The organism is Nocardia pseudobrasiliensis NBRC 108224 (assembly GCF_001613105.1).
GTDB lineage: Bacteria > Actinomycetota > Actinomycetes > Mycobacteriales > Mycobacteriaceae > Nocardia > Nocardia pseudobrasiliensis.
Genome location: NZ_BDBS01000001.1, coordinates 1 through 22,366, shown reverse-complemented (window position 1 = coordinate 22,366; position 22,366 = coordinate 1). Strand labels below are relative to the sequence as shown.

The following is a 22,366-nucleotide window of genomic DNA, read 5'->3' as shown; positions in this document are numbered from 1 at the left end:
CTCAGACCGCGCTTTCCGCGCGCCGCGACAGTGCGGCCGTCACATCGCGCAGGCTGCGCATCGCCGCGACGTCGTCCTCGGCGAAGCTGGTCAGGGAGACGCCCGTGTCCTCGCAGACCGCGGTCAGAAACAGCACTTTGTTCAGCGACGTCAGGCCGTAGTCGTCGGCCATATCCAGGTCCGGATCGAGATCGTCGGGAGCGATATTCGACGCGATCACCTTCCGGAAGTTGTCGTGCACAGCCTTTTCCACATCAGGCATGAGCTTTTCCTTTCTCACCGATCTCCCGTCGAAACTGTTCGAGGATCTGCCGACGTTTCGGTTTGTATTGCGAACTGATCAGACCGTTTTCGATGCTGAAGCGCGGGTGGGCGATCACGACCCGGCCGATGCGCTCATCGCGTTCCAACTCCGCGTTCGTATGGGCGAGATGTTCGGCGATGGCCGCCTCATCGGCGGGTTCATCGGCCGGTGAAACGACCGCGACGAGTTCGGTCTGCGCCGGACAGAAGACCACGCAGTGCTCGATCGCCGGACTCGCCACCATGCGCTCCTCGATCGGTCGCACGATGACCTTCCTCCCGTTCTCCAGCACGATCACGTCGTCGGCGCGACCGTGGATATAGAGGAAGCCGTCGTCGTCGATATGGCCGATATCGCCGGTCCGAACCGTGCCGTCGGCGGCGAATACGCCCAACGAACCGGAGGTCGCGCCGTACTCGTACCGCCTCGCCACCGGATGGTCGCTGCGCACGTGGATGACTCCGTCGGCGTCGAACAGCACCTCCTTACCCGGTACGACGCGCCCGACACTGCCCACCCGGTTCGCGCCCGGATGGTTCTTGGCGACGATGCAGGTCTCGTTCATGCCGTAGCCCTCGTAGATCGGCAGCCCGAGATCTGTGAAGAAGCGCAGCATGTCCTGCCTGGCCGGCGCGGAACCGGTCCACAGGTAGCGGATCCGGTCACCCAACAGCTCCTCGGCCGCGACCCGCGGATCGGGCCGGGCCTGCAGATATCGTTTGACGGTCTCGTAGAAGCCCGGCACGCCCATCACGACGGTGGGTCGCATCCGCCGCATCGCCGCGAACGCCGCCTCGTAGGTGCTGACGGTGACATCGTGGCCGAAGGACAGCGCCGAATAGATCCAATACCGCTGCTGCAACAGAGACAGCGGCAGAAAGACGAACAGGTGATCACCGGGGCCGTGCGCGAACATCTCCTGAACCGCGCGCAATGAGCTATCGATACTGCCCACGCTGGCCGCCAACCCCTTCGGCACGCCGGTGCTGCCCGAGGTGAACTTGAGCGTGGTCGTCTCGTCGGATTCGTATCGGACGGCGGGCAGCGGGCCCGCGGGATGTTCGGCGAGTTCGCGCGCCACGCTCATCGGCCGGGCACCGGTAGCGGTGGACAGCTGATCGGTGAACAGCAGCTTCAGATCGTAGCGTGCGAGCAGCGCCTCATCGGCCTCGAACTTGCCGGGTTCCAGTCCGACGGTCACCGCCTTGCATCGCAGCGCGGCCAGATCCAGCACCACCCATTCCAGACAGTTCGCGGCGAGTATCCCGATGCGATCCCCCGGCGTCACACCGGATTCGCGCAACCGCGCCGCCAAATATTCGGCGCGCGTGGACAGTTCGCGTAGTTCGATCGTTTCCGTCGTACCCAATCGCACGAAGGTAGCGTGATAACCGGCCGGCGGCGGCGTTGTGACGATCCGATTGACCACCGAATCCATCACGCGCTCCCCACCGCGACCGGCTCCGACACCACGACCGCCGGTGCGGCGAAGAACTCCCGCACCAGATCCACCCGACTACCGGCCGGGACGAGTTCGACGGTATGCGGCCATTCGGCCGGACGCCGCTCGCCGAGCGCGTCGCCGAGCTTTCCGGCGAACCGCGGCATCACCGGTGTGACACATCGAGCGAGCAACCGCGCCGCGGCGAGTTCCAACGCCACCGCGGTGCGGGCCTCGTCGTGCCAGCCCTCGACCGTCGCTGCCGCGCTCTCCCTCTCGGCGAATCGAACCGTATCGGTGACGATGCCGTGCAATTCGCTCGTCGCCGACCCGAGCGAGAATTCGTCCGGGCCGAGCGCGGCGCTCACCGCGGCCAGCCGGACGCCCAGACGGCCGAGGAATGCGGTGTGCTCCGGCGTCCAGACACCGGCATCGGGCGCGCGGCCCCCGTAGCGGACATCGATCCGGTGTCCCAGATCGTTGAGCCAGCGCTGCCAGGTACCGATCAATTCCTCGCGCACGGTGGCCGCATAACTTTCGCGAGTGAAGTTGGTACGCCGCGATTCCGGCCGAGTGCGGGACAGGAAGTACCGCACCCCGTCCACACTGTCGGGCGTGAGGATTTCCTTGCCCCACACGGCATGCCGACGGCTGGTGGAGAATTTGCCACCGTCCAGCAGATAGAACTCGTTGACGTGGTAGTCGATATCCGGCTGCCAGCCCGGGAAGGCCAGCCGATACAGCACGGGATAGAGAATCGCGTGGTAGAAGCTGTTGTCGTAACCGAAGAAATGCACGATCTTCCAATCCTGCTCGGGCTCATCGGCCCGCCAGTCCCGGCCGAGACGACGACCCAGCGCCGAAATGCCGTGCAGGAACCCGTAGGACATCTCCGGCCAGACCCAGATGACCTGTCCGTCCGCGCCGGGCTCGGCGGGTGGCACGCCCCATGCCGCGGGATGGGTCATCGCCACGTCGAGCCGGGGCCGGGCGAACAGACGCCCGGCCAGCTCCCGCAGTCGCGCCGGGACTCGTCCCAGCCGATGATGCGCCGCGAGTTCGGGTGCGAACTCGTGCAACGGCAGTGAGTATCGGACGATCGTATCGGCCTGCGGGGTGGCCGAGGATCGCGCCGATCGCGGCTCGGTCAGATCGACGCAGGAGTTGGGCTCGCCGCAGCCCTCGCAGATATTTCCGCCGGTCGTCGCGCCGCAGCCGGGGCATCCGCCCGATACATCCACCTCGTACAGGTAGTCCGCGGTCGTCGCGTCTCGCAGCGCCGTACCCTGCTGGGGCGCAACGGATCCCGATGCCACGAGGCGGGAGAAATACGCGCGCAGCCCCTCACGGTAAGTCGGGTTCGCACCGGTCACCGTGTACTGATCGGGCTCGATATCCATCAGCCGCAGCGTTTCGGCGATCTCGGCGCTGTAGTACGCCGCGGTCTCCGCGGGTGTGCGGCCCTCCCGCCGAGCCAGGTCGACGACGTAGCTCTGATGATCGTCGCTGCCGGTGAGGTGCCACGCCTGCGCACCATTCATCCGCTGGAATCGGACGAAGACATCCGCGCCCAAGTACGGGCCCGACAGATGCCCGAGATGCAGATCACCGTTGGGAGTCGGCGGGGTGGAGAATACGAAGATCGGCCGCTCGCCGAACCGCCTGCGGTCGCTACGCCCGGCCGCGGCGCGAGCGGCGCGGGCCGGATCGCGCCAGTACAGATCGAAGAATACGAGCTCGCTGGAGCCGGTGTTCTCGATGACGTGGGTTTCGAAGGGGTCGAACAGCATGGCGAGGCCCGGACCGACGGGATGCCGCGCGCCGTCCACGACGACCTCACCCTCCCCGCTGACGACCAGGAACATCTCGGTCTCGTCGTGCTGATGCGGATCGGATCGGCCACCGGGCGTGACCCGCGCCCAGCCGGCTCCGAAGCCCAATCCCTCGATCGAACTCATGTCGATGCCGAATGCGGAGTGCAGTTCGGCCGTATCGAAACGACTGATGATCACGTGGGGCTCATCTCCTTCGAAGACTGACGTGTCTGCCCTTCGACTCGCAGCAAGCCGACGGCCTCGGCCGCGATCGCCGGGGCGAGCCGATAGCCGGAACCGTTCGCGGCGCCGGCGAAGATCACTCGTCCGGCCGGGTCGAGCGCGCGCACCTGCGGCTCCCGATCGAGGCTGTAGGCATCGCAGAACACGCGCCCGCCCGCGACGTGCTCGACCAGTGCGGGCGCGTACCGGTGCAGCAGTGGCAGCGCCGCGCCGAGCACGCCCTCGTCGAGCCCATCGGAAACGGCATCGGGATCGACATCCCACTCCTGGCACGTGTAGCTGAACAGCCAGTGACCGCGGTGTCGCAGCGGTAGCAGGAAGGCGTCCTCGTCCTGGAATACGACCACGCCCTCATCCGGCCGCGGCTCGCGCTCGATATGGATCGCGGCCACCTTCTTGACCCGGGCACCCATCGGGGCGACGAGTTCGCACCAGGCGCGGTCGCCCAACCACGGGCCGGGCGCGAGCACCACGCGTCCGGCGGTGCACGTCTCCCCGGTGCTCAATCGGAGGATCACCTCCTCCCCCGCGTCACTGATTGCGGTGACCCGCATGCCTTCCCGGAACGTGACGCGCGGACGCAACTCCCGAGCCATTGCCTGAGCAACCGTCGACACATCGGCGTAGTGGCATCCCGCGCCCCGCCAGATCCGGGCCTCACGGGGCACCCGGATCATGCGGCCCGGCACGGTGTCCGCGGGCGTCAACGCGGCGCGGTCGAGATAGACCTCCCCTATTCGCGCGGCGGTATGCGTCGCCACCACGGTCATATCGAGCGAATAGATCGGCAACAGCGGATGTTTCGCCACGAGGCGCTCGTAGTAGTCCTGGCTGTAGGCGGTCATCTTCCGCACCCGCTCGGTCGCGCCGCGGGGGAAATGCAGGCCCGCCGAGCGTCGACTGGTCCCGGACCCTATCCCGTCTCGCTCGAACACCACGACCGGTGTATCGGGCGCACGGGAAATCACCTCGCGCGCAATCAGACAACCGATGATCCCTGCGCCGACCACGGCGATGGTTGGATTCGCCATCGGTCTACGCTCCGGACAGCCGGTCGTCGGGCCCCTTTGCCGACCACTCGAGGAATGATCCGTGCGGATCGTCGGACCGAATGCCGCGCAGGCGATCGGCGATCCGCTTGCTGCGCCAGGCCACGAGGCTCAGATTGGTATCGGCCAGACCTCGTTGGCGCCGGGCGCCGTTCTGCAGGAAGATGTTTCGATCGGCCGGGCCGTCCCAGCGCACGGCGAAATCCGAGTCGATCTTGTACTCGTCGCCGTCCCGTTCGAGCCGCTCCTCGATCGGCGACAGGAATTCCGTGTCGGCGGCGTGGAAACCGGTCGCCCAGACGATCACATCCGCCTCGACGTGCTCGTCCGCGCCCGGCTGGTCGTTGTGGGTGAGCGTGATATCCCAGCCTGCGCCGGAATCACCTGTCACGCCGAGGACGTCGCGGTTGGGGTACAGCGCGACCAGATCGGTGGCGCCGTCGACGAAGTGATGCAGGTAGATACGCTGGTATATCTTGCGCAGCGTGGACTCGGAGATCCCGTCGCTGGACAGCACATGTGCGGAGTTGAGCTTGTCGCGGGTGACTCCCGGCAGCGCGGAGAAATACTCCGAGTAGTCCGGCATGTAATAGTCGTTCGTGAACGGCGAGTCGTCGAGGGGAAAGTAGTTGCGGCGCCGGGATATCCAGCCGACCCTGCGCGGCAGTTCACCGCGCGGCCGGGATATCAGATCGAGAAACGCCTCCGCGCCGGATTGGCCGCCGCCGATAACCCACACTCGCCGCCCTCCGAGTCCGACCGCCCTGTCGGCGAATTCGCCGATATGGAATTGGGTCGGACCGAGCAGCCCCTCGGCCATCGGCGGAACATGGGGGCGGCGGCCGACGCCGATAACGATATTGTCGGCCGTCACCGTGCGATTGCCGGTGCGTAGCACGAAAACCCTGTCGAATTGGATCGCCTGAACCTCTTCGCCGAACATGAGGTTCTCGTTGTTCGCGCTCACCCATTCCAGATAGTTCCGGAACTCGCTGCGCGGCACCGCATCGAATTGCGCGTTCAGATAGTGATAGACCCGACCCTGAGCATGGAGGTAGGACAGAAACGAGAACCTGTTGGTCGGATCGGAGAGGCTCACCAGATCCTTGAGCATCGAAACCTGGAGCGAGGTGTCGGGCAGCAGCTGGCCGTCATGCCATCGAAAATCGTTCCGCTTCTCGAAGAACCGGTTCGACATATCCGGCTGACCGTACAGCAGAGACGCCAGACTCAGATTTGCCGGACCGATACCGATTCCCACACATCGGTAATGTTCGCAATTGTCGGTAAGCGATTCCTGACTCATTACCCCTCCTGCTCCTCGGAGCACGGACTGAGGGTGTGAACATCGAGAGAATCATCGGTTACGAACGCGCAATACGCACCCGATGTAGGGCAGGCATGCCGTAATCAATAAAAGCCCCGTCGATCACATGAAACCCCGTGCAATTTCAGAGTCCCCGGTAGTCTCTCGAACTCAACACTAACGCGCACAAGGGATGTGCACAAGAACAGTACTGAGTCGGCGGCCATGGTCGTATGCACGACCATGGAGCTCACGCCGAACAGGCGCCGCGGCTGTGTTGATCGAGTAGCTGCGCCAACTGCCGCAGGTCCTGGGAGCGTCGTCGAGCGAGTTCGGCGATGCGCGGAACACAGTGACTCGGGGTATTACCGAGGACATCGCTCCAGTCGACGCCGTCGCCGAACGGAAACTCCAACCATCGCAACAGTTTTCGCCCGGTCTCGGAGAAGCGCAGCGACGGATCTTTGCGCAGCTGATGCAGAATCTCGTCGGTGACCAGCCACTGTTCGGCCGGATCGGCGATCTCGGTCGACTCGGGGCCGTCCGCGGGTGCGGGTACGGAAGTCGCCTCGTTCAATCGTTTTCGGACATCCTTGGCCGTTGTCACCGAAATACCCACCGCTACGGCAACCTTCCGCGCGGATATGGTGGGATCGGCGGCGAACATCTCGGCGGCGCGTTGTCGCGCCCGCGGTCCGGACCGATGCCGCACACCGTTGCGTGCGATCCGACCGGTCGACTGTGGAATTTCCACAGTCGACCGCCTGCGGATGGCGGAGACGGTCTTGGGCGAGACCCCTGCGATACCGGCGATCGACCGATCCGACCAGTCCGGGTACGACCGCAGAATGCGCAGCACCGCGGCCTTCCGCTCGGCCAGCGACAACGGCAGCCCGTGCGCCGCATTGAGTTTGACCGCCAGCACGAACGCCGCCTCGACGCCGCCGTCGAAAAACACTGCCGCAATGGTCTTCTCACCGCGCAGCAGTGCGGCGCACAGCCGGTGCCAGCCGTCGACGACCTGCATCGTCGCCCGCAGGACGACGATCGGCGCGAACGCGGTGCCCGATTCGGCAAGCAGGCGTACGTGATCCGCGCTCTCGCCCGTCGTCCGCGGCGACGAGTCCAGTGGACGGAGCTTGCCGATCGGCAGCACGACGATTTCCGAACAGGACGGTTCTCGGGTGAGGGCCTCGGACAGGATCGTCGCCCGAGGCGAGATATTCGCCGCACTGGTCATGAATTCCCCTCCCAGTTCATATGCTTCGACACGCCACACACGCACGCCATAGCGGCGCAGGCAATCACATACTGAGGCCCCCGCTTCAGGATACTCGCCGCCCAGCGGCCCGGGTTCACCCCGCTCGACGGCATACGGCCGCAACGCGGATACGGGCCATCTCGCTGATCCGCGGTCTTCGCGACCCATCGACGGTGTGCTGCCAGCTCAACACGCCGACCCCAAAAAGCTACCGCACGGAATCACCGCACAGGGACGGAGCAGCACAATCCGGCGGATTTCCGCGAAGAGAACAAATCCGCACCGCCGCCACGGATCCGAACAAACCCGTGGCTGTCGTGGGACCCCCGCTCACCCGATGCCCGGGCGCGTCCCTGTCTCGCTGGCCCAGTCCTGGGCGCCGACGGTGTCGGCTCGCACCCGGCTGGAGAGGTATTCGCCGATCGATGCGATACGGCCGCTTTCGCACCAGCTCTCCAGGGTGGCTGCCACGTCCTCGGGAAGGGAGACCGTGACATTCCGTGTCTTCTTCTCCATACCGAAATCGTATCCGGCGGAGGACGATCCGAGAGGTTCAGCCGAAATTGAGGCCCTCGCCGCGATAGGTGGGGACGGTGGTTCGGGTGCCGTCGGCGTCGACCAGGTGGATCTGGTCGAAGCGTTCGCACAGTTCACCCGCCTTGGCGTGGCGGAACCACACCCGGTCGCCGATGGTGAGTTCTTCCGCGCCGGTCAGCGGGGTCTGTACCTCACCCGCACCCTCGGTGCCGATGAGCCGTAAACCGCTGGGCCACACGGGCTTCGGAACGCGGGAATTATTGGCCGGACCGGAGGCTGTGTAGCCGCCCGCGAAGACCGTGGCGATGCCGCGGGCGGGGCGGCGCAGCACCGGCAGGGCGAAGAACAGGGCCGGATGCGGTCGGAAGGCGCGGTAGCCGTCGAACAGGGTCGGTACGTACAGGCCGGAACCGGCGGTCACCTCGGTGACCTCGGGATCGGAGATGCTGACCTCGATGGACCCGCTGCCGCCGCTGTTGACGATCTCGAGTTCGCCGACCACCGAGCGCACGGCGTCGAGCACCTGCTTGCGGCGCTTGCCGATTTCGGTGGCCGAGGCCCATTTCACCAGTCGCACAGCGGGATTGGTATCGGGCAGCCCGGCGATCTGCGCCTCGTATGTCATCACGCCGACCACCTGGAAGCCGCGCTGCTGGGCGGCACGGGCCAGGTCGGCGGCCTGATCGGGGGTGCGGATCGGGGATCGGCGCACGCCGAGGTGCAGCGGTCCGACCCGCAGCGACGCGTCGACATCCAGACAGACCCGGGGGCGCACCCGCTCGCCGCCGACGGTGGTCTTGATCAGATCGAGCTGCGCGGGATCGTCGACCATGAGGGTGATGGCCTCGCGCAGCGTCTCGTCGCCACCGAGTTCGACCAGCGCGGCCCGATGCACGCTCGGATAGCCGAGCAGAATGTCACGCGCGCCCCGGCGGGCCAGCCAGATGGCCTCGGGCAGCGAATAGGACATGATGCCCGCGAAACCGCCCGATCCGGTGAGCTCGCCGCCGAGGACCTCCTCGAGGACCGCCCGGCAGCGCACCGATTTACTGGCGACCCGGATCGGTACGCCCCGCGCCCGTCGCACGAGATCGGCGGCATTGGCGCGCAGCGCGCTCAGGTCCAACGCGGCCAACGGCGGATCCAGATCGGCGGTGGCCGCGTTCAGTCCGGTGATGGACGACACGTCTGTCACAGGTTCAACTGAACCATGAAACTGGTCAAACGTCCAGGATTATCGATCGGCGGCTTTGGTGGACAGGCTGGATACCAGATCGTCCAACACCACCAGGGTCGTCTCGTCGTCACAATCGGCCAACCAGCGCAGGACCGTGCCCTGCATGACCGCCACCGAGTAGGCCGCCACGGCCTCGACCGGTTCCAGCCATTCGGTCCGCGAGCGGTCGGCGCACAGTTGCAGGAAGGCCGCCACCTCGGCGTCCAGATCACGGAACAGCGCGGCCACGGTGGAATCGGGTTCGCATTCGCCGCCCTTGGACCAGCGGCGACGCAGGGCCGCGATCGTGGACTCGTAGGAGCGCACCTGCTTTTCCGGCGTGGCCTTGATCGTCGGCCACAGCGCGCTCACCCCGGCATGTAACAGCACCCGCAGCGCGCGGGTGCCGGTGTAGTCGAGTGCGGCCGCGGCCTGCTCGACGGCCTGTTCGACCGTCGGCCTCGGTCTGAGAACCTGAACCATCTGTCTACTTGCACTTGCGCTCACGACGACTCCCTCGGGCGAAAGAACTCGCGCACCTCGCTTGCGCGACTCGCTCAACGGGCTGCGGTCTTCACTGATCGCTCCGGAAGCATCCCGGTCGACCCGTTTTCACAATGTTAGAGGTTTTTCAGGGATCGCGATCGTTTTAAGTGGGCATTTCCGGACCGAAAGAATGTTTTGTTACCGGTCCGGTACCCCCTCGCGACCTGACGGAGACCCGGGGACCACTCTCGCCCAGCGCGTGTCCTCGCGTCGTCCGATCAGAGAACTTTACGGGTCACGGACCGCTCGCACCCGATCCTGTGGCCGATCACACATGCCATCGCAGATTCGCCCGTTCGATCGGATAACGACACCCCGTCGATACCGGCCCGGACATAGCCTGGATTTATGACCACCGCACGCCCCGATCATCTGCTCATATCCGGCACCTTCAACTACCGCGACGTCGGCGGCCTGCGCACCGCCGGCGGCGCGAAGGTTCGCAGCGGGGTCCTGCTGCGGTCGGCGCAGCTGTGCCGGCTCGACGACGACGGCCACGCCACCCTGCGTGAACTCGGCGTCGCGACCGTGCACGATCTGCGCGGACCGCGCGAGATCGACCATCTGGGTCCCGACGCGCTCCCGCGCGATATTCGATTGGAGCTGAGCCCGTTCGACTCCCAGATCGGCGAGGTGCCACCGCACGAGGTGGTCTACCAGGACGGCCGCACCGAGATGATGCGGGTCTACGCGGCCTTTCCCGCGATGCCCGAGGCCGGCATCGCCCTGGTGACCATCGCCGAATCGCTGGTCCGCGGCGACGGCGCGGTGCTGGTGCATTGCGCCGCCGGTAAGGATCGCACCGGCTGGGCCGTGGCGACGCTGCTGCGCGCGGTCGGCGTCACCGAATCCGCGGTGCTCGACGACTATCTGCTCAGCAATGGGGCCATCGACTCGCTGCGCGAGGACGTCTCGGTCAATTCCGGTGGGCGCGCGACACTTCCGCTCGACGTCCTGGGCGTCTCGCCGGACTATCTGGGCGCGGGCACCGAGAATATGCGGACCCTCTACGGCGATCTGGACGGCTACCTCGACGCGATCGGGCTGTCCGATCCGCTGCGCGGCCGCCTGCGCGAACGCCTGTTGGAATGAGGCTCAGTCGGCGCGGTGCACCAGACCGTCCGCATCGATCTCGACCTGATTGCCGGTGTGGAACCAACTTCCGGTGAAGCGGGTCTCGGTGGCCCGCGGATCGTTCCAGTAGCGCCGCGACACATTGGGCCCGCGGCAGAGCAGTTCGCCGAGACCGGCACTCGCTCGCGGACCCCACAGTGCCAATTCCGTTCCACCGAACGGGAATCCGAGCAGATCGGGGGCGGGCTTACCGCAGTCCGCCAGCGCCAGACCGATGCCGCTGGTCTCGGTCGCGCCCCATACCGACCACTGCCGGGCCAGCGGGAACACCTCGCGCAGCGCCTCGGACACCACCTCGGCGGTGCCCGGCCCGGTGGCGGCGACCTCGGCGCGATGTCCGGCGCTGCACACCTGACCGACCCCCTCGGCCCGCAGCCCGGCCAGTTCCGGCAGCAGTCCGGCGAAGATGCGCGGGGTGGCCGATACCATATCGATCCGTTCGGCCACAATGGTTTCCGCGATCAGCGTCGGATCCGGCACCAGCACCACCGTGCCGCCCACGGCGAAGGTCGGCAGCACCTGATCCACACATCCGCTGGCATGCGCCAGCGGCAGCAGCACCAGATTGCGCAGCCCGTCGGTCGGCAGGTCGAGCGCGCCCACCACCGAGCGGACCGCGGAGAGCAGGTTCTCGTTGGTCAGCTCCACCCCCTTCGGTCCGGCCGAATCCCCCTGGGGCACAGCGCCACTGGTGTAGCACAGCAGCGCCAGCTCGGTCAGCGACGCGCCGTCGTCGATGAAGGCCGCGGCATCCGGTAATTCGCCGCTGCCCAGGATGAAATCCGCGGAGCTGTCGGAGATCACCTGTGCGGCAGCGGCATCGGATAATCCGTCGTGCACCAGCACCGGTACGGCGCCGGACAGCAGCGCGCCGAGAAACGCCTGCACCCAGCGCACGCCGACCGGCATATGCACCGCCACCCGATCGCCATAGCCGATCCCGTGCTCCTGCAGTCCGCCCGCGATGCGCGACGCCGAATGCCACAGCTGGCGATAGGTCAGCCGCGGGCCGCCGATCTCCACCACGGCCTCGCGCCCGGAGAACGCGTGGACTTGCACATCGAGCAGTTCCGTCAGCGCCGGATTGAGATTGCCGTAGCGCAACACGCCGTCGGCCCCGCGGGCCAGTGGGCCGAATTCCGTTGGGTGACAATCCCGCTGCGGGTATTCGACGAGCAACTGCGCCATCCGTTCCTCCGAGCGCCTCGATTCGGCAGGCACCTGTGACTATATGACGCAGGTCACAAGGAAGGTTGGATAGGCGGCAAAAGTGTCCGGCGCGTCACCGCCCGCTGTATTTCGCCTTCCCCGGGCCCACCTCGAGGAAGCTGCGCACCGCACCCCGCAGATCCTCGGTGCCGAACAGCTCGCCCGATACCTGCGGCGTCACCGAATCCGCATGGGCCACACCACCGGAACGCCACGCGGCCACGATCTGCTTGGTCGCCGAATGCGCCCGGGTCGGCCCCTCGGCCAGGCGTGCCGCCAGCGCTCGCGCGGCGGCGTCGACATCCTCGTGCACCGCGTTGACCACGCCCCAGTCGGCGAGGGTGGCCGCGTCGTACAGATCGCCGGTCATCACGAATTCCCGGGCCCGGCCCGAACCCGCGCGCTCGGCCAGCCGCTGCGGGCCGCCCATCGACGGCGTCAGTCCCACGACCGTCTCCACGAGCCCGAATTTCGCCTTGGGCGCGGCCAATACGATGTCGCAGGCCAGCGCGATCTCGAGGGCCGCGGTGAGGGTGAGCCCGTGCGCGGCGAAAACCACCGGGCACGGCAGCGCCTCGAGCGGATGGATGATGCGCGCGAACAGCGTCCGCCACAGCTCGGCGCCCTCCTCGACCGAGAGTCCGTCGAAGATGTGCACATCCACGCCGCCGGAGACCACCTTGCCCTCGGCACGCAGCAGCACCGCGCGCGGCGGGGCCGCGGTCAGCTCGGCGATATCGGCCGCCAACGACTCCATCAGCGCCTTGTCGAACAGGTTCAGCGGCGGACTGTCGATGGTCAGCACGGCAAGCCGCGCGCCCCCATCGGTATCGACGCGTTCCAGCCTGGTGGGTTTCTCGGTCATCCGCCGAATCTATCCAGCCCACCATCGCGACGGAAGCGTGGAAGACTGGGCGGGTGACTATCTCGTCGCCCAATAGCGGCACCTATGTGGAACCCGGCGAGTTCAAGCGCGATACCAACTACATCACCACGCGCATCACCGTGGACGGCCGCGACGGCTATCCGGTGGAACCGGGCCGCTACCGCCTGATCGCCGCCCGGGCGTGCCCGTGGGCCAATCGCACGCTGATCGTGCGGCGGCTGCTGGGCCTCGAGAACGTGCTGTCGCTGGGCCTGTGCGGGCCAACCCACGACAAGCGCAGCTGGACCTTCGACCTGGATCCCGACCAGGTGGATCCGGTGCTCGGAGTGCACTTCCTGCGCGACGCGTATCTGAAGCGCGATCCGGACTATCCGCGCGGCATCACCGTCCCTGCGATCGTGGACGTGCCGACCGGTGAGGTGGTCACCAACGACTACGCGCAGATCACCCTCGACTTCTCCACGCAGTGGTCGCGATATCACCGCGACGGCGCGCCGCGGCTGTATCCCGAGGCGCTGCGCGAGGAGATCGACGCGGTGAACAAGCGGGTGTACACCGAGGTCAACAATGGCGTGTACCGCTGCGGCTTCGCCGGTTCCCAGGAGGGGTACGAGGCCGCCTACGATCGGCTGTTCACGGCGCTGGACTGGCTGTCCGAGCGGCTGGCCACGCAGCGTTACCTGGTGGGCGACACCATCACCGAGGCCGATGTGCGGCTGTTCACCACGCTGGTCCGCTTCGATCCGGTCTATCACGGCCACTTCAAATGCAACCGCGAGAAGCTCACCGAAATGCCGGTGCTGTGGGCCTACGCCCGCGATCTGTTCCAGACCCCCGGTTTCGGCGACACCGTGGACTTCGTGCAGATCAAGCGGCACTACTACATCGTGCACGCCGATATCAATCCGACGCGGGTGGTGCCCAAGGGCCCGGATCTGTCCGGCTGGCTGACCCCGCACGGCCGGGAGGCGCTGGGCGGCAGGCCGTTCGGTGACGGCACGCCGCCCCCGCCGCCGCTACCGGCCGAGCGGGTGCCCGCCGATCACTGGGCCCCGGCGTAGGTGCCGAAGCTCCAGAACACGCCCTCGGGATCGCGGCAGGTGAAACCGCGCGAGCCGTAATCCTCCTCGCGCAGTTCGCGGGTGATGGTCGCCCCGGCCGCCACGGCCCGCTCGTACAGCTCGTCCGGGTTGTCGACGACCAGATACGCCGAGCCGACGCCCGGGGGCTGGTCGCACAGCGCCGACCCCTCGCGCAGTGAGCCCAGCATGATGCCGCCGCCACCGGGCCAGGCCAGTTCGGCGTGGTCGATCACGTCGCCCGTGCCGTAGCGGGCGGTTTCGAGGAAGCCGAAGGCCGTGCGCAGGAATTCGATCGCCTTGGGCGCGTCGCGGTAGGTGAAGGTCGGCCAGATCACGGTGGTGGCCGTTTTCGAAGTGGTTGTATCGCTCATGTATCCGAGCCTTCCAGTGCGGATACGTGCTGGGCTTGGATGAATGGGAACTCCTCGCTGGCCAGCCACCGCGATGGCGGCATCCCGGCGAGTTCGCGCCACTCCCGGGCCATATGCGCCTGGTCGTAGTAGCCGGTAACCGCGGCCACCTCCGCGATCGTCACGCCGGGGGTGCGCAACCGGCGGTGGGAGGCCTCGAAGCGGGTCAGGCGGGCGGCGTCCTTGGGCGTGATGCCGAACTCCGCGGTGAACCGGTTGCCGAGATGTCTTCTGCTCCAGCCGATATCGTCGGCGACCTCGGCCACGCGCGGCGGCCCGGCCGCATCGGTGAGCAGCCGCCAGGCGTGCCGCAGATTCGGATCGATCGGCACATCGCCGAGGCGGCGCAGCAGGATCTCGTCCAGGACGGCGAAGCGTTCGGCCCAGATCGAGGTGGCCGAGATCCGGTCGCGTAGCTCGGTCACGTCGGGGCCGAGCAAATCCGCCAGATCGATCACCCAGGAACCCAGCGCGGCCACCGGCACGCCGAGCAGCGCCCGCGAACCCAGCGGGGTGACCGCCAGCTGGATACCGTGCTGGAAACCCCGGTGCGCGATCAGGCTGGGCCGCACGGTCAGCCCGCTCGCCAGCGCGTCCCAGGTGCCGCCGGGCTGATCGGGATGCGAGGACACCGGCACATCGATCGGCTCGCCGATGGTGACGATGACCGTCAGGGCGGTCGAGGGCATGCCGACGTGGACGCCGGGCGCGAACCCGTGCAGCAGATAACCGTCGTACCCGCTGACGAACGGTCGCAGGCGTGGGTCCGGCAGACCCTTCGCCCCCTCCGACACACCGTGCACGGCTCCACGGTAGGACGCGCGGACGGAACCGGCTCGGCGAATCCGTTCGTTAGAGTTTCAGCTGACCGGACGAGAGGGGTGTTGGCGATGTTCAAGACCGGCCTGGAGAAGGCCGTGGTGTCGCTGCTGGACAACGGATCGCAGCTGCAGGCGCCGGCGGTCGAGAAGTATGTCGAACGGCTCCGCCGCGCACACCCCGGCGAATCCCCGGCGCAGATCGTCGAACGACTCGAGCGGCAGTATCTGACCACGGTCACCGGCAGCGGTACCGCGGTCGGCGCGACCGCCGCGATACCCGGCATCGGCACCATCACCTCGATCGCGGCCATGGGCGCGGAGACGGCGTTCTTCCTGGAGGCGTCGGCGGTATTCACCCTCGCCGTCGCCTCGGTGCACAACATCGCGCCCGAGGATTCCGAGCGCCGCCGGGCCCTGGTGCTGGCGGTGGTGCTCGGCGAGAGCGGGATGGAGATCGTCGAGAAGAGTGTGGGGCATTCGGCCAAGAACTGGGGCACGTTGCTGGCCAACCGGATTCCGGGGCTCAGCAGTATGAACGATTCGCTGCTCAAGCGGTTCGTGGTGCAGTTCCTGGCCAAGCGCAGCGCGTTGATGGTGGGCAAGGTGATTCCCGCCGGAATCGGCGCGGCCATCGGCGGTTTCGGCAACCGCGCGCTCGGTAAGACCGTGATCGCCAACGCGCACGGCGCCTTCGGCGCGGCCCCGCGGTCCTGGCGCGGTCCGCTGGTGATCGATGCTGATCCGCTGCCGTCCCTGGATCCCTCGCCCGGAGCCGGATCGCAGTGAGCGCGCCGCGATCGCTCGCCGTCTCGGCCACCGGACTGTCCAAACAGTTCGACGGACTGGATGCCGTGCGGGATGTGAGTTTCACGATTCCCGCCGGGACCACCGCGGCACTGGTCGGCACGACCGGCGCCGGGAAGACGGCCCTCGTCTCGATGCTGCTGGGGCTGTCGACGCCGGATACGGGGACCGTCGCGCTCGGCGACGCTCGGTCCGCGTCCGGTCGGGCGGTCGGGGCGATGACCCAGGCGCGCGGCCTGCATCCCGGGCGCACCGTGCGCGGTGAACTGCGTGTATTCGCCGCCGCCACAGGCGTTTCCGATGCCCGGGTCGACGCGGTGCTGGCTCTCACCCGGCTCGACGGCGTCGCCGACCTGCGGGTGCGCGCGCTCGCGCCCGGGCTGCGGACCCGGCTCGCGCTGGCGATCGCGCTGCTGGGTGATCCCCCGCTGCTGATCCTCGACGATCCGTTCACCGGACTCGACGGGTCCGAACGCGGCTGGCTCTACGACCATCTGCGCGGGCACGCCCGGCGCGGCGGTACGACGGTGTTCACCGCGCAGAGCCTGGCCGCGGCGCTGCCCGCCGCGGATCAGCTGATCGTGCTGGCCGCGGGTTCGATTGTGTACCAGGGCAGTCCGCGTCGGCTGCGGCGCAGCCATCCGGATCGGCTGATCGTCGGCGCGTCCAGCCCGATCGCGCTCGCGACCATGCTGGCGGCCCAGGGCTTCACCGACGCGATCATGCGCGCCGACGGCCGCCTCGCCGTCGCGGAGGCCTCGCGCGCGGAAATCGAGGCCGCGGCGCGCGCCGCGAAAGTTCAACTGAGCGATCTGATTCCGGAGCCGGTCCATCCCGATCGCGTCCTCGCGACGCTCACCCGAACCACCGTCCCCGCCCCGCCGACCCCGTACGGAGCGCCTCGATGATTGTGACCGTGCCCGCGGAGGTGAGCCGGGCGGCGACGTCCGAGGCCCGCAAGCTCACCACGCTGCGCTGGCCGTGGCTGCTGCTCACCGGATGCGCGGTGGTCGGGCTGCTCGCCGCGATCGGGAGCACGACCCTCGGCAGCGGGCCGCAACCGAAACAGGACCTGGCGACCGGAACGGCGAGCATGGGCCTGTACATCGGGCTGGCGGTGGCGATCGCCGGATCGCTGATCGGCGGGGCGCTCGGGGCGGGTGGTGAGTACCGCTACGCGAGTATGCCGGTAACCGCGCTGTTCACCCCCGATCGCGATCTGCTGTTCGGCGCGAAGATCGGTATCGCCGCGGTCTATTCGCTGCTGCTGGGCCTGGCCGCCGAGGTGGGCGCGGGTCTCGGGTTGGTGACCGCGGGGCGGCACAAGATCGAATTCGGGTTGCGTCTGGTGAGCGTGCTGGGCGGCGGCCTGCTGGCCGCGGTGTGCTGGGGCGTGATCGGGGCGAGCCTCGGGCTGCTGTTGCGGTCGGCGGTGCTGGCCATCGTCGCGCCGCTGGGCTGGCTGCTGGTGATCGAACCACTGATCTGGCTGATCGCCCACGGCTCCGATGTGCCCGGGGTCGCCGTGCTGTTTCCGGGTTCGGCCACGATCTCGGCGGTCGCGGTGGATTCCTTCCCCGGCAACCGCCTGTTCGCCCCGAGTCCCGCCTCCGCGGTGATCCTGCTGCTGTGGACCCTGGCCGCCGGGGCCGGGGCGTGGTGGTATCTGCGGCAGCGCGATATCTGAGTTCGTCAGACCTTCGTCTCGGCCGGCGGGGTCGGATTGTTCTCCCCCGCCTGCGCCTGCGCGATGAGCTGCGCGAACTGATCGTCCACCTGCTGATAGGCGTCATGGCACTGCGCGATGCCGTCCGCGGTGGACTTCGTCGCCTCACTGATGCGCTGCACCCCGAAATGCCAGCGCCGCTGGAAACTCTCGGCCGCATCGTTGAGCACCGTCGTACCGATATCCCCGTGCCCGCCCTGCGCCATCGCCTTCATCGCATCGGTGAGCACCTGCTCGGAACCGCGCAACAACTGCACGGCCTTGGCCAGCGCATCGATATCGACCTTCAAGTAGCCAGCCACCGGTCGCCTTTCGGAATGTCTGTTTTCGGTACATCGAGTTCGACGCGCCCCGGCCCCGGATGGTTCCGTTTCGTTGGCCTCCGCTTCGCTCCGGCGTGTTCGCGGCCGCTCGTCGGGCTCGCTCCATTGTGGTCCGATGGATGTCGGTGGGTGTGAGTACCGTCGGTCGGGTGATGGTGACGGGGGTGGACAGGGATTCGGGGCCGCGGGCTCGTGGGTGGGTTCGGCGGTTGTGGGGTGCTTGTTGGGGGCATCCGGGGCTGGCGAGTGGGGTGGTCGCGGCCGTGGTGTTCGGGGCGCTGGCCGAGGTGGCGGTGCCGGTGGCGGCCAAGCGGGCGCTCGACGGGGCGCGGATCGGTGATGTGCGGGGGATCGCCGTGGTGGCGTGGATTCTGGTGGGGCTGGCGGTGGTTCGATTCGCGACGTCCTATGGGCGGCGGTGGATGGCCGGGCGGCTGGCGCTGGATGTGCAGCACGAATTGCGGACCGGGCTGCTGACGGCGCTGCATCGATACGACGGGCCGGGTCAGGATCGGCTACGCACCGGACAGGTGGTGTCGCGGTCGATCAGCGATCTGCAGCTGGTGCAGGGGCTGCTTGCGATGGCCCCGCTGTCGGCGGCCTCGGTGATGATCTTCGTATCGGCCGCGGTGGTGATGTTCGTCCTGTCGCCGCTGCTGGCGGTGGTGGCGTTGGCGACCATGCCGGTGCTGGGACTGGTGATCCATCGGGCGCGGCCGCTGTTCCACGCGGCCACGTGGTCGGCGCAGCAGCGGGCCGCGGATCTGGCCCAGCACGTCGAGGAGACCGTCACCGGCGTGCGGGTGGTGAAGGGTTTCGGGCAGGAGGCCCGAATGGTCGCGCTGCTCGAGCGGCACGGCCGCCGGTTGTACGCCGAGCGGATGCGGGCCGCGCGGATCGATTCCCGGTTCGCGCCACTGGTTTCGGCCGTGCCGCAGTTCGGTCTCGTCGTGGTCATCGCCCTGGGTGGAACGCTCGCGCTGCACGGTTCGATCGGCGTCGGCACCTTCCTGGCCTTCGCGTCCTATGTGACGATGCTGTCGTCCAGTACCCGGATCGTGTCGAATGTGATCGTCATGGCGCAGCTGACCCGAGCCGCCGCCGAACGGGTGTACCAGGTGATCGATACCGCTCCCGCCGCGATCGATCCGCCCGCGCCGAAACCGCTGCCCGAGGGTCCGCTCGGCATCGAAATACGCGGTCTCACCTTCGGTTTCGATCCGGATCGTCCCGTGCTGCGCGATTTCGATCTGAGCGTGCGCCCCGGGGAGACGGTCGCGATCATCGGTCCCGCGGGATCCGGCAAGTCCACCCTGGCGCTGCTGCTGCCGCGCTTCTTCTCCCCCGCCGCCGGGCGAATCAGCCTGCGCGGCGCCGATACCGAGGTCGACATCGCCGAACTGCGCACCGCCGAACTGCGCGCGGCGGTCGGGGTGGTGTTCGACGAACCATTCCTGTTCTCCGACACCATCGCCGCCAATATCGCCCTCGGGAATCCCGACGCCACACCCGAGCAGATCCGCGCCGCCGCCGAACAGGCCGCGGCCGACGAGTTCATCACCGAACTGCCCGACGGCTACGACACCGTCGTCGGCGAGCGCGGCCTCACCCTGTCCGGCGGCCAGCGCCAACGCCTGGCCCTGGCCCGGGCCCTGCTCACCGATCCACGCATCCTGATCCTCGACGACGCCACCTCCGCCGTGGACGCGGTCACCGAGGCCGCCATCTTCGCGGCCCTGCCCAGCCGCCCCGACCGCACGACCGTGATTCTCGCCCACCGCGAATCCACCCTCGCCCACGCCGATCGGGTCATCCGCCTACCCGATCCCGCCGCACCCGCCTCCCGAAACCTGTGGCCCGGCTCGTCGGCCGAATCCAACGGCAGCGCACCCGAACCGCCACCGAATTCCGAGGTCGAGATACCGGAGGAGCTGCGGGACACCCTGGCGCGGTTGCCCGGCGCTCACGAACAACCGGGGCTCGACGTCCACGAACTCGAACAACCCGAACCGAATTTCCGATTGCGGCGACTGCTCGGACCGGTGCGCTGGCTGTTGGCCGCGGTGGTGACGCTGCTGGCGGTCGACGGCTTCATCGGCGTGGCCTTCCCCGCGCTGACCAGATACGCACTCGACCACGGCGTGGCCGCAAGCAGCGGAAAGGTGTTGGCGGCGGCCGCGATCGGCGGGGTGCTGCTGGTCGTGCTCAGCTGGGCGGACGAGACCGCGGGAACGCTGCTGTCCGCGCGGGGTGGCGAGCGGCTGCTCTACGGCCTGCGGGTGCGCAGTTACGCCCATCTGCAGCGACTCGGTCTGGACTTCTACGAGCGGGAACTGTCCGGGCGAATCATGACCCGGATGACCACCGATATCGACGCGATGTCGACCTTCCTGCAGACCGGGCTGGGCACCGCGCTGATCAGCCTCGTCACCGCGGCCGGTATCGCGCTGGCCCTGCTGGTCATCGATCTCGAACTGGCCCTGGTGGTCTTCGCGACCCTGCCGCCCCTGATCGTCGCGACACTGATCTTCCGCAAGGTATCGGCCACCGCGTATTCGGCCGCGCGCGAACGTGTTGCGGTGGTCAACGCCGACTTCCAGGAGAACGTCGCCGGACTGCGCGCCACTCAGGCCTACCGGCACGAATCCGACGCGGCCCGGCGCTTCACCGGCTACTCCGACGACTACCGGCGCAGTCGCATGCGGGCCCAGCGGGCCATCGCGCTGTACTTCGCGGCGGTCATCGCCTGGGCCGATCTCGCACAGGCCGCGGTAGTGTACGTCGGCGCCCGTGATGTTGCTCACGGTTCCGTCACCGCGGGCACCCTGGTCGCCTTCGTGCTCTATCTGGGTCTGCTGTTCAGCCCGATCATGCAGCTGTCACAGGTATTCGACGGATATCAGCAGGCGCGCGTGGGCCTGCGGCGTATCGAGGCGCTGCTGCGCACCCCGTCCTCGATCGCGGCCGATGCGCCCGACGCGCGGAGCATCGGGGGGCGGCTGCGCGGTGAGGTCGCCTTCGACGCGGTCGAATTCCGCTATCCGGACGCGAAGTCCAACGCGCTGCACGACGTTTCGCTGCGCATCCCGGCCGGAACCAGCCTCGCCCTGGTAGGTCCGACGGGAGCGGGTAAGTCCACCATTGTGAAGCTCTTGGCCCGTCTCTACGATCTGCCGCCCGCCGACGCGGGCTCGATCGACGTGGACGGCACAGATATTCGCGACTATCGCCTCGCCGACTATCGGTCCCGGCTCGGGATCGTGCCGCAGGAGGCGCACCTGTTCAGCGGCGATGTGGCGAGCAATATCTCGTTCGGCAAGCCCGCGGCCACCAGGGCCGAGATCGACGCCGCCGCCGCGGCCGTCGGCGCGACCGACATGATCGCCGCACTCCCACAGGGCATGCGGCAACCGGTGGGCGAAGGCGGACGCGGACTGTCGGCGGGGCAGCGTCAACTGATCGCCCTGGCCCGGGCCGAACTGGTGGATCCGGATCTGCTGCTGCTCGACGAGGCCACCGCGGTCCTCGATCCGGACAGCGAGGAGAAGGTACTGGCGGCCAACCGTTCGGTGACCCGCGGGCGCACGGCGGTCATCGTCGCGCACCGGCTGGCGACGGCCGCGCGCGCCGATCGCATCGCGGTCGTCGAACACGGGCGGATCGCCGAAATCGGTTCGCACATCGAACTGCTCGCGGCCGGTGGACCGTATTCAGGACTGTGGTCCGCGACACCAGAGGAGTGTGGGGAGCAACACTCGGAAGCGAAGGAATATTCTCAGTCGCGGACGAGTCGACACAGTATGAGGCTAGGTCTGCCCGGTGGTCCTTGATCGACCACGGCGGGGCCCGAACGGGGAGTTGAGCAAACCTTAAGGGACCCGCGGTTGCCGCCATGGGACGCCGGAGTGGGGCTGGGCCTATCCTCGATAAGGGCGCATCGGCGCGTATCGAGCCGATTACCCGTGCCGAGCACGTCACAAACGTCGCAGCGCGAAGAACGAAATGAGGCGAACACCTGCTGTGAGCAGCTCAACATCCCAGTTCGGACAGAACCAGTGGCTTGTCGACGAGATGTACCAGAAGTACAAGCAAGACCCGTCGTCGGTCGATGAGAGCTGGCACGAGTTTCTGGCCGACTACACCCCGGAGACGCCGGGTGACACTGGTAACAGCAAGCCTGCCGCCCCGACCGCCGCCGCGACCCCCGCGCCCGCTCCTGCGCCCGCCCCCGCGCCGACCAAGACCGTGCCCCCC

Annotated in this window: 21 protein-coding genes; 7 read left to right on the top strand and 14 right to left on the bottom strand. The window is 67.8% G+C overall.

The window, feature by feature from the left end; all coding sequences use genetic code 11:
• Position 1: 1 nt before the first annotated feature.
• The 9 genes from NP4_RS00105 to NP4_RS00065 all read right to left on the bottom strand — a co-directional run bounded on the left by NP4_RS00105 (position 2) and on the right by NP4_RS00065 (position 9,678).
• A complete protein-coding gene (locus tag NP4_RS00105) occupies positions 2–262 on the bottom strand; it encodes a phosphopantetheine-binding protein (RefSeq protein ID WP_067989965.1) in 261 nt (86 codons plus the stop codon).
• The gene (locus tag NP4_RS00100) at positions 255–1,742 is read right to left on the bottom strand and encodes an AMP-binding protein (RefSeq protein ID WP_067989963.1); all 1,488 of its coding nucleotides are present in this window, start codon (positions 1,740–1,742) and stop codon (positions 255–257) included. The genes NP4_RS00105 and NP4_RS00100 overlap by 8 nt, the downstream gene beginning before the upstream one ends.
• On the bottom strand, positions 1,742–3,757 hold the full coding sequence (locus NP4_RS00095) for a class I tRNA ligase family protein (RefSeq protein ID WP_067989959.1): 2,016 nt from the start codon (positions 3,755–3,757) through the stop codon (positions 1,742–1,744). The genes NP4_RS00100 and NP4_RS00095 overlap by 1 nt, the downstream gene beginning before the upstream one ends.
• Positions 3,754–4,833 carry an NAD(P)/FAD-dependent oxidoreductase gene (locus tag NP4_RS00090; RefSeq protein WP_067989956.1) on the bottom strand — a complete coding sequence of 360 codons (1,080 nt, stop codon included), beginning with the start codon at positions 4,831–4,833 and terminating at the stop codon, positions 3,754–3,756. The genes NP4_RS00095 and NP4_RS00090 overlap by 4 nt, the downstream gene beginning before the upstream one ends.
• Positions 4,834–4,837: 4 nt before the next feature.
• Positions 4,838–6,157, bottom strand: coding sequence for a lysine N(6)-hydroxylase/L-ornithine N(5)-oxygenase family protein (locus tag NP4_RS00085; RefSeq protein WP_067989953.1), 1,320 nt, complete (start codon positions 6,155–6,157; stop codon positions 4,838–4,840).
• A 250-nt stretch (positions 6,158–6,407) separates the two neighbouring features.
• Positions 6,408–7,397, bottom strand: a complete 990-nt coding sequence (locus NP4_RS00080; RefSeq protein ID WP_169813630.1) for a ParB/RepB/Spo0J family partition protein — start codon at positions 7,395–7,397, stop codon at positions 6,408–6,410.
• A gap of 351 nt (positions 7,398–7,748) precedes the next feature.
• Positions 7,749–7,934: a hypothetical protein gene (locus NP4_RS00075; protein ID WP_067989951.1), complete on the bottom strand. Its 186-nt coding sequence runs from the start codon at positions 7,932–7,934 to the stop codon at positions 7,749–7,751.
• Positions 7,935–7,971: 37 nt separating this feature from the next.
• Entirely contained in the window at positions 7,972–9,141 is a 1,170-nt protein-coding gene (locus NP4_RS00070; RefSeq protein ID WP_067989949.1) for an amino acid deaminase/aldolase, read from the bottom strand.
• Between the two features lie 48 nt (positions 9,142–9,189).
• Positions 9,190–9,678: a TetR family transcriptional regulator gene (locus tag NP4_RS00065; protein WP_245996856.1), complete on the bottom strand. Its 489-nt coding sequence runs from the start codon at positions 9,676–9,678 to the stop codon at positions 9,190–9,192.
• Between the two features lie 387 nt (positions 9,679–10,065).
• Here NP4_RS00065 and NP4_RS00060 point away from each other — a divergent pair, with 387 nt between their 5' ends.
• Positions 10,066–10,809 carry a tyrosine-protein phosphatase gene (locus NP4_RS00060; RefSeq protein WP_067989943.1) on the top strand — a complete coding sequence of 248 codons (744 nt, stop codon included), beginning with the start codon at positions 10,066–10,068 and terminating at the stop codon, positions 10,807–10,809.
• Positions 10,810–10,812: 3 nt separating this feature from the next.
• Here the strand turns inward: NP4_RS00060 and NP4_RS00055 are convergent, their stop codons facing one another.
• Both NP4_RS00055 and NP4_RS00050 read right to left on the bottom strand, forming a co-directional pair.
• Complete coding sequence (locus tag NP4_RS00055) at positions 10,813–12,039, bottom strand: class I adenylate-forming enzyme family protein (RefSeq protein WP_067989941.1); 1,227 nt, start codon at positions 12,037–12,039, stop codon at positions 10,813–10,815.
• A gap of 94 nt (positions 12,040–12,133) precedes the next feature.
• Positions 12,134–12,925 carry an enoyl-CoA hydratase/isomerase family protein gene (locus tag NP4_RS00050; protein WP_067989938.1) on the bottom strand — a complete coding sequence of 264 codons (792 nt, stop codon included), beginning with the start codon at positions 12,923–12,925 and terminating at the stop codon, positions 12,134–12,136.
• A 59-nt stretch (positions 12,926–12,984) separates the two neighbouring features.
• On the opposite strand from NP4_RS00050, the gene NP4_RS00045 reads away from it, so the two are divergent.
• Positions 12,985–14,007, top strand: coding sequence for a glutathione S-transferase family protein (locus NP4_RS00045; protein WP_067990505.1), 1,023 nt, complete (start codon positions 12,985–12,987; stop codon positions 14,005–14,007).
• Here NP4_RS00045 and NP4_RS00040 read toward each other — a convergent pair.
• Positions 13,989–14,399, bottom strand: coding sequence for a VOC family protein (locus NP4_RS00040; RefSeq protein WP_067989935.1), 411 nt, complete (start codon positions 14,397–14,399; stop codon positions 13,989–13,991). The genes NP4_RS00045 and NP4_RS00040 overlap by 19 nt on opposite strands.
• Positions 14,396–15,241, bottom strand: coding sequence for a helix-turn-helix domain-containing protein (locus NP4_RS00035; RefSeq protein ID WP_067989932.1), 846 nt, complete (start codon positions 15,239–15,241; stop codon positions 14,396–14,398). The genes NP4_RS00040 and NP4_RS00035 overlap by 4 nt, the downstream gene beginning before the upstream one ends.
• An 87-nt stretch (positions 15,242–15,328) precedes the next feature.
• Here NP4_RS00035 and NP4_RS00030 point away from each other — a divergent pair, with 87 nt between their 5' ends.
• Genes NP4_RS00030 through NP4_RS00020 form a run of 3 tightly spaced genes read left to right on the top strand, consistent with a single transcriptional unit; the run spans position 15,329 to position 17,750 of the window.
• The gene (locus NP4_RS00030) at positions 15,329–16,045 is read left to right on the top strand and encodes a YbdD/YjiX family protein (RefSeq protein WP_067990503.1); all 717 of its coding nucleotides are present in this window, start codon (positions 15,329–15,331) and stop codon (positions 16,043–16,045) included.
• A complete protein-coding gene (locus tag NP4_RS00025; RefSeq protein WP_067989929.1) occupies positions 16,042–16,971 on the top strand; it encodes an ABC transporter ATP-binding protein in 930 nt (309 codons plus the stop codon). The genes NP4_RS00030 and NP4_RS00025 overlap by 4 nt, the downstream gene beginning before the upstream one ends.
• Positions 16,968–17,750, top strand: coding sequence for a hypothetical protein (locus NP4_RS00020; RefSeq protein ID WP_067989927.1), 783 nt, complete (start codon positions 16,968–16,970; stop codon positions 17,748–17,750). The genes NP4_RS00025 and NP4_RS00020 overlap by 4 nt, the downstream gene beginning before the upstream one ends.
• 5 nt (positions 17,751–17,755) lie before the next feature.
• On the opposite strand, the gene NP4_RS00015 is transcribed toward NP4_RS00020, so the two are convergent.
• Positions 17,756–18,091: a hypothetical protein gene (locus NP4_RS00015; RefSeq protein WP_067989924.1), complete on the bottom strand. Its 336-nt coding sequence runs from the start codon at positions 18,089–18,091 to the stop codon at positions 17,756–17,758.
• 173 nt (positions 18,092–18,264) lie between these two features.
• Here NP4_RS00015 and NP4_RS00010 point away from each other — a divergent pair, with 173 nt between their 5' ends.
• Positions 18,265–21,942: an ABC transporter ATP-binding protein gene (locus tag NP4_RS00010; RefSeq protein ID WP_082875411.1), complete on the top strand. Its 3,678-nt coding sequence runs from the start codon at positions 18,265–18,267 to the stop codon at positions 21,940–21,942.
• A 190-nt stretch (positions 21,943–22,132) separates the two neighbouring features.
• Positions 22,133–22,366: 2-oxoglutarate dehydrogenase E1 subunit family protein (locus tag NP4_RS40555; protein ID WP_444980109.1), on the top strand; the 234-nt coding region annotated here is incomplete at its 3' end.